This window comes from Deltaproteobacteria bacterium, from assembly GCA_013151235.1.
In the GTDB taxonomy this organism is placed as follows: Bacteria; CG2-30-53-67; CG2-30-53-67; order CG2-30-53-67; family CG2-30-53-67; genus JAADIO01.
The window spans coordinates 1-5,926 of sequence record JAADIO010000066.1 but is presented as its reverse complement, the minus strand read 5'-3'; the positions used below and the strand labels follow the sequence as shown (position 1 = coordinate 5,926).

Here is a 5,926-nt window from a genome sequence, read left to right as displayed (position 1 = left end):
GGATTCCGTTCATGGTTCGACAGGCTCACCACGAACGGTCCATTAAACTTGCCGAACCACACGAACGGAATATCAATCACTTACACCGTTCGTCCTGAGCCGGCTGAAGGGTCGAAGGGTTTCGTGACTTTTTACGACACCATCAAAATTAAATATGTAGGGTGGGGCTTACCCCACCGGAAAAACTGAGCATCACAGAAAGGAGTTCATTCACATGACGGAAGCGCTGCTGATGATCGGTCATGGAAGCCGGGCGGAGGAAGCCAATGCCGGGATGTTTTCCGTTGCCGCCGGGATCCGGGAGGCGGGGGAGGTGCCGATCGTGGAGTGCGGGTTCCTGCAGTTGAATTCTCCCACGATCGAAGAGGCCTTCGACCGCTGTGTCGAACAGGGGGCGGAGCGGGTTCTCATGATCCCCTATTTTCTTCACATGGGGGTCCATATCCGGGAAGACATCCCGGCGGTGGTTGAGTCCTGCCGGGAGAAGTATCCTCAGGTGGAGATCCTGTTGGGGGATCAGTTGGGCGGGGATCCGCTCCTTGCGCGGATTGTGCTGAACCGCTTCCGGGAGATGAGGGAGGCCGGGATGGAGGGGGAAATATCATGATGTCGGCGTCAAAGGGTGCGGCGATCGAGGCGGAAAGTTTCCGTATCGTGGAAGAGGAGTTGGGAGAACACCCTTTCCCTGCGCTGGAATTTCCACTGGTCCGGCGGGTGATCCATGCCACCGCCGACTTTGAACTGGGGCGCTCCCTCCGGTTTTCGCCGGATGCGGTCCGGTCCGGGATGGCGGCGATCGGGGAGGGCGCACCGGTCATCACCGACATCCATATGGCGGCGTCCGGGATCAGCCGTGCCGGGCTGTCCCGCATCGGGGGAAGTGAGATTTGCTGCCGGATCGGCGATCCGGGGATAATAGATCTTGCCGGGAGGTCCGGGATCACCCGTTCCGCTGCCGCGGTCCGTTCCTTCGGCCCCATGCTGGAGGGTGCACTCGTGGTGATCGGGAACGCCCCCACGGCCTTGCGGGAGATCCTTCGTCTCCATCATGAGGAGGGGATTCAGCCCAAGCTGGTCATCGGCGTTCCCGTGGGTTTCGTCGATGCCGCTGAATCGAAGAGGGATTTGCGGCAAAGCGGTCTGACCTGTATTACCAACGAAGGGCGGAAGGGAGGAACCCCCGTTGCCGTGGCGCTGGTCAACGCCATGATCCGTCTTGTCCTGCAGGAAAGGAGGAAAAAGGTATGAAAGGGTTTTCCACGAAAGTTCTGGCGGTGTCTCTGGTTTTTCTCCCGGCGCCTGCCTACGCGATGCACATCTCAGAGGGGATCCTTCCGCCTTCCTGGGCGGGACTCTGGTGGGCCGTGGCGGTGGTTTTCATCTTTTTCGGGATCCGCCAGGTTCAGCAGCGGAAGAGGGATGTCCCGGGGTATCTCCCCCTGCTCGGGATTGCAGGGAGCGCGGTCTTTGTCCTCTCCTGTTTTCCCATCCCGGTGCCGATCGCCGGAACCTGTTCCCATCCGGCGGGGACCGGGATGAGCGCAATCCTCCTCGGCCCCTTCGCGAGCGTCCTTGTCGCATCGGTGGGACTGCTGATCCAGGCCCTCTTCATGGCGCACGGGGGGATTACCACCTTCGGGGCAAACGTACTCTCCATGGGGGTCGTGGGCTCCTTCGCCGGGTGGTTCTTCTTCAGGGGGAGCAGAAAAATGGGACTCTCCCTTTTCGCGGCAGGCTTCGCCGCAGGGGTTGCGGCGGATCTCTTCACCTATCTGACCACATCGGTGGAACTGGGGCTGGCCCTGCACGGGGCGCATCCCGTGATGGAGGTGATCACGAAGATCTTCGTCGCCTTCATGCCGACGCAGGGGCCGTTGGCCGTCCTGGAAGGGGTGATGACGGGAGGGTTGGTCCGGTACGTCCACCGGCACAGGCCGGAGATCCTCGTCCGGATGGGGATCGTCAAGGCTGTTCAAACGGTTCAAACAGCTTGAACGGCTTGAACGGTTTGAACAGATTTTAATTAAGGAGTATAGCCGTGAAACGTATTGTGATATGGTTGTTGCTGACTTTCCTGTGGATGGGGATCGTAACCCCGGTCTTCGCCGCGAACTGGTCGGGTGTGGATGAGACGGTGGTGGAGCACTATGCGAGGGAATACGGCCGTCCCGGCCGCGCCCCCTACATCAACACGGACAAGGGAGACATGCTTCTCTTTGTCTTTACCCTCGCGGGGTCTGTGGGCGGATTTATCGCAGGCTATAACTGGCGCAGGTTCTTCCGTGAGAATGAGAACGGGGCGGAAGAGGGAGAGACCACCCGTGCATGACGTGAGGGTGATCATAAATGAGGGGAAAGGATCTTTCTTCCTGGACGGTGTGGATCCCAGGGTCAAGATCTTTGCCCTCTGCGGGTTCCTGATCCTGAATCTTTTCGCCCGGAGCCTGCTCCTTCCCTCGGCGCTTCTTATCTCGGCCGTCGGGCTCCTTGCCGCTTCGGGCATCCGGCCGGGTGCCCTGCTGCGCCTGTTTCTTGTTCCTTCAGGGGTCGCTCTCATGGTCCTTGGAACGCAGCTCTTTTGGATGGGAGGGGTACATCACATCTTCGATGTGACCCTGGCCGGGATCCATCTTGTCGCAACGCTGAAGGGGCTCCGCCGCGGCGGGGTGATCGCTCTGCAGGTCCTGTCGGGTGTTTCCCTAATCCGGCTTGTAACACGGACTACCCCTTCGCACCGTCTGCTCGAGGCGATCCGGTGGTTCCGCTGTCCCGAGACCCTGATCGAGGTGGGGCTCCTCATGTTCCGTTATATCTTCCTTCTCTTTGAAGAAGGAGGGAGGATCCGGGAGGCTCAGAGGGTCCGCCTCGGTTACGCTTCGAAGCGGGAGGCTCTTCGTTCCGCCTCGGTTCTCGGGGGGATCCTCTTCATCCGGGCCTACGACCGGGCGGAACGATTGACGGAATCGATGCGCTGCCGGGGAGGTGAGGGGGCGGGAACGCAGGTTCGTGACATGGAGACGGAGCGCCTGATGCCGCAGCTTATGGGGATGTGCCTCCTGTTCTTTCTCTTCTTTCTGCTGAGGTGAGAATGGAACTCTACCGACTGGAAAGGCTCTCTTTCACCTACCCCGACGGGACGAAGGTCCTGAAGGAGATCAACCTGACCATCCGGAAGGGGGACGTGGTGGCGGTCCTCGGCGCCAACGGCTGCGGCAAGACGACCTTGCTCAAACAGTTGAACGGCCTGCTCCGGCCCACCGCCGGCGAGGTACGTCTCGAGGGGCGTCGGGTGGAGGAGTATCCGGAGCGGGAGATTTTTTCGACAACGGGATTCGTTTTCCAGGATCCGAACGACCAGGTCTTCTCGCTGACCGTGGAGGAGGATGTGGCCTACGGCCCCCGGAACCTCGGCCTGCCGGAGGATACCGTGGAGAGGCGTGTGTCCCGGGCGCTCGAGCGGGTGGAGATGACGGCTCACCGCGGGCGTCCCGTTGCGGCGCTCTCCCATGGCCAGCGGCAGCGGGTCGGGATCGCCGGGGTCCTCGCCATGGAGCCGAAGGTCCTGATCCTCGACGAGCCGACCTCCGGGCTGGACCCGATGGGGGTCCGCTCGATCATGACCCTTCTCCAAAGGCTCAACCGTGAAACCGGCCTGACCCTGATCGTCGCCACCCACGCCGTCGACCTCGTTCCCCTCTATATCGGCCGGATCGTGATCATGAGCCGGGGCCGGATCGTCCGGGAAGGATCGCCTTCGGAGGCGTTGCTCTCCTCGTCGGAGATGGAACGGTGCCGTCTCCATCTGCCCCATATCGCCGAGCTGATGGAGGCCCTCAAGGAGCAGGACCGTTTTCCGCTAAAGAAGATCCCCCTGACCATCGGGGAGGCCCGGCGGGAGATCGTGAAGCTTGTACCCTCCGGGCTCCTCGGAGAGTCGTCGGCGAACCTTGAAAAAACCGCGGGAGGTTCTCTTTGATGAATGAAGAAGAGGCACGAAAACCGCTCCGGCGGGGATACACGACGGGAAGCTGTGCCGCGGCGGCCGCCAAGGGCGCGGCCCTGGCCCTGATGACGGGGGTGGAGATTCACCGGATCGGGATCACCCTCCCCGGCGGTACTCCGGTGGTCCTCCCTGCAAAGCTCCTCTCCCGCACGGAGGATTCCGCCGCCTGCGTCGTCGTCAAGGATGGCGGAGACGACCCGGATGTTACGAACGGGGCAGCGATCGTTGGGAAGATCACGATGAGACCGGTCGAGGGGAAAGAGGAAGGATTCGATCTTTCCATCGTCGGCGGCGAGGGAGTGGGGCAGGTGACAAAGCCGGGCCTTCCCGTGACGGTGGGGAACCCGGCCATCAACCCCGTCCCCCGCTCGATGATCGAGACCGAGGTGAGCGATGTCCTCATCAACTTTGCCGGGGTCAGTAACGGAAAAGCCTTTGAGGTGACCATCGAGGTTCCGGAGGGGGAAAGCCTGGCGGAGAGGACCCTGAACCCGCGCCTCGGGATTGTAGACGGGATCTCTATCCTCGGCACCACGGGGATTGTGGAGCCGATCTCCACCAGGGCATGGGAAGAGACCATTGCCGTGCAGGTTGACGTGGCCCTGGCCTGCGGCTGTGAGACCGTTGTCCTGACGCCGGGCCGGTCGAGTGAAAAGGCAGCCGGGCGTCTTTATCCGGAACTTCCGGAAGAGGCCTTCATCCAGATGGGGGACTACGTTGAATCTTCGGTGAGAAGGTGCGCGGCGAAGGGTGTTGCAAAGGTGATCGTTGTCGCCATGCCGGGGAAGATGGTCAAGATCGCCATGGGGTTTCCCGAGACCCACCACCTGGCGTCACAGATCGACTTCGATCAGTTTGCTTCATGGGCGCAGATCCTGGGAATGGACGATAAGACCGTGACGAAGATCCGGAAGGCCAACACCGTCAGGGAGGTGGCCGGATTTCTCCCCGGTGATTCACCCCTGTATCGTGAGATCCTCCACCGGGCCCTGGAATCGCTGAAAAAATATGGCGAAGGGAAGATCGGGGTGGAAGCGGTTCTCGTTGATTACCGTGGTGAAGTTCTGCAGGTACGCAAATGGAGCAGAGGGAAGGTCTAAGGCGAAGAGCATTGCACCATGAAGAACATGAAGTGATTGAGGAAAAACAACGGCCGTGAACAGGGAACCCAAGATGACCGAAAGAGACCCGGTCCTTATCATCGGCGTGGGGCTGGAAGGTCCTGAAAGTCTCGGACCGGCGATGCTGGATCGGGTGCAGAAGGCCGACCTCCTGGTGGGGGGAAGCAAGGTCCTGGAAGGGTTCCGGAAGATTCCGGCCGCAAGGCTGGCCATTGATGGGCGCCTGAAATCCCTTCCCGGAAAGATTTCCCGCGCCCGGGAGGCGGGAAAGAAGGTTGTTGTCTTGGCCTCGGGGGATCCCAACTTCTTCGGGATAGCACGATTCCTGAGACAAGAGTTCGCCGAAGGTGAGCTTGAGGTCCATCCCCATGTCAGCTCCATGCAGATTGCCTTCGCCCGGACCGGGCTGGCCTGGGACGACGCCTTCTTCCTTTCCCTTCACGGACGGGAGGTCGGTCCCGTGGTCGATGCCGTCCGGCGTCACGGGAAGGTCGGGCTGCTCACCGGCCCGGAGAATCACCCGGGGCGGATTGCGAGGCTCCTGCTGAAAGCCGGACTGGATGATTGCCGGGCCTGGGTCTGCTGCAGGCTTGGCGGCCGGGATGAGAAGGTTGTTGCCGGCAGGCTCTCCGAGATTGAACGGAGACGCTTTCCCGGTCTCAATGTCATGGTAATTGTAAACGGGGCGCCGGAACCGTCGCTGGGACCGGCCGGTCATTCCCTGGCTCACGATAGGGGGATGATCACGAAGGACGAGGTCCGGGCGGTAACCCTGATGAAGTTGCAGATGGTCCCCGGGGCG

Annotated in this window: 8 protein-coding genes; all 8 read left to right on the top strand. The window is 61.4% G+C overall.

From position 1 onward, the window contains the following. Window positions 1–214: 214 nt before the first annotated feature. Window positions 215–607: a sirohydrochlorin cobaltochelatase gene (locus GXP58_11765; protein ID NOY54270.1), complete on the top strand. Its 393-nt coding sequence runs from the start codon at window positions 215–217 to the stop codon at window positions 605–607. Then, window positions 604–1,248 carry a precorrin-8X methylmutase gene (locus GXP58_11760; protein ID NOY54269.1) on the top strand — a complete coding sequence of 215 codons (645 nt, stop codon included), beginning with the start codon at window positions 604–606 and terminating at the stop codon, window positions 1,246–1,248. Before GXP58_11765 ends, GXP58_11760 begins: the two co-directional genes overlap by 4 nt. After that, window positions 1,245–1,994 (top strand): energy-coupling factor ABC transporter permease, encoded by a 750-nt coding sequence (locus tag GXP58_11755; GenBank protein NOY54268.1) that lies wholly within the window; start codon window positions 1,245–1,247, stop codon window positions 1,992–1,994. The genes GXP58_11760 and GXP58_11755 overlap by 4 nt, the downstream gene beginning before the upstream one ends. A gap of 53 nt (window positions 1,995–2,047) precedes the next feature. Next, on the top strand, window positions 2,048–2,329 hold the full coding sequence (locus tag GXP58_11750) for a cobalt transporter (protein ID NOY54267.1): 282 nt from the start codon (window positions 2,048–2,050) through the stop codon (window positions 2,327–2,329). After that, window positions 2,322–3,086 carry a cobalt ECF transporter T component CbiQ gene (gene cbiQ / locus GXP58_11745; GenBank protein ID NOY54266.1) on the top strand — a complete coding sequence of 255 codons (765 nt, stop codon included), beginning with the start codon at window positions 2,322–2,324 and terminating at the stop codon, window positions 3,084–3,086. The genes GXP58_11750 and cbiQ overlap by 8 nt, the downstream gene beginning before the upstream one ends. A 2-nt stretch (window positions 3,087–3,088) precedes the next feature. Continuing rightward, complete coding sequence (locus GXP58_11740; protein ID NOY54265.1) at window positions 3,089–3,976, top strand: ATP-binding cassette domain-containing protein; 888 nt, start codon at window positions 3,089–3,091, stop codon at window positions 3,974–3,976. Next, on the top strand, window positions 3,976–5,103 hold the full coding sequence (locus tag GXP58_11735) for a cobalt-precorrin-5B (C(1))-methyltransferase (protein ID NOY54264.1): 1,128 nt from the start codon (window positions 3,976–3,978) through the stop codon (window positions 5,101–5,103). Before GXP58_11740 ends, GXP58_11735 begins: the two co-directional genes overlap by 1 nt. 73 nt (window positions 5,104–5,176) lie before the next feature. Further along, the coding region (gene cbiE / locus GXP58_11730; protein ID NOY54263.1) for a precorrin-6y C5,15-methyltransferase (decarboxylating) subunit CbiE at window positions 5,177–5,926 on the top strand (750 nt) is incomplete at its 3' end.

Coding starts and splice junctions, on each gene's coding strand:
- GXP58_11760 (NOY54269.1), top strand. CDS start 604: ATGATGTCGGCGTCAAAGGGTGCGGCGATCGAGGCGGAAAGTTTCCGT.
- GXP58_11740 (NOY54265.1), top strand. CDS start 3,089: ATGGAACTCTACCGACTGGAAAGGCTCTCTTTCACCTACCCCGACGGG.
- GXP58_11755 (NOY54268.1), top strand. CDS start 1,245: ATGAAAGGGTTTTCCACGAAAGTTCTGGCGGTGTCTCTGGTTTTTCTC.
- GXP58_11735 (NOY54264.1), top strand. CDS start 3,976: ATGAATGAAGAAGAGGCACGAAAACCGCTCCGGCGGGGATACACGACG.
- GXP58_11765 (NOY54270.1), top strand. CDS start 215: ATGACGGAAGCGCTGCTGATGATCGGTCATGGAAGCCGGGCGGAGGAA.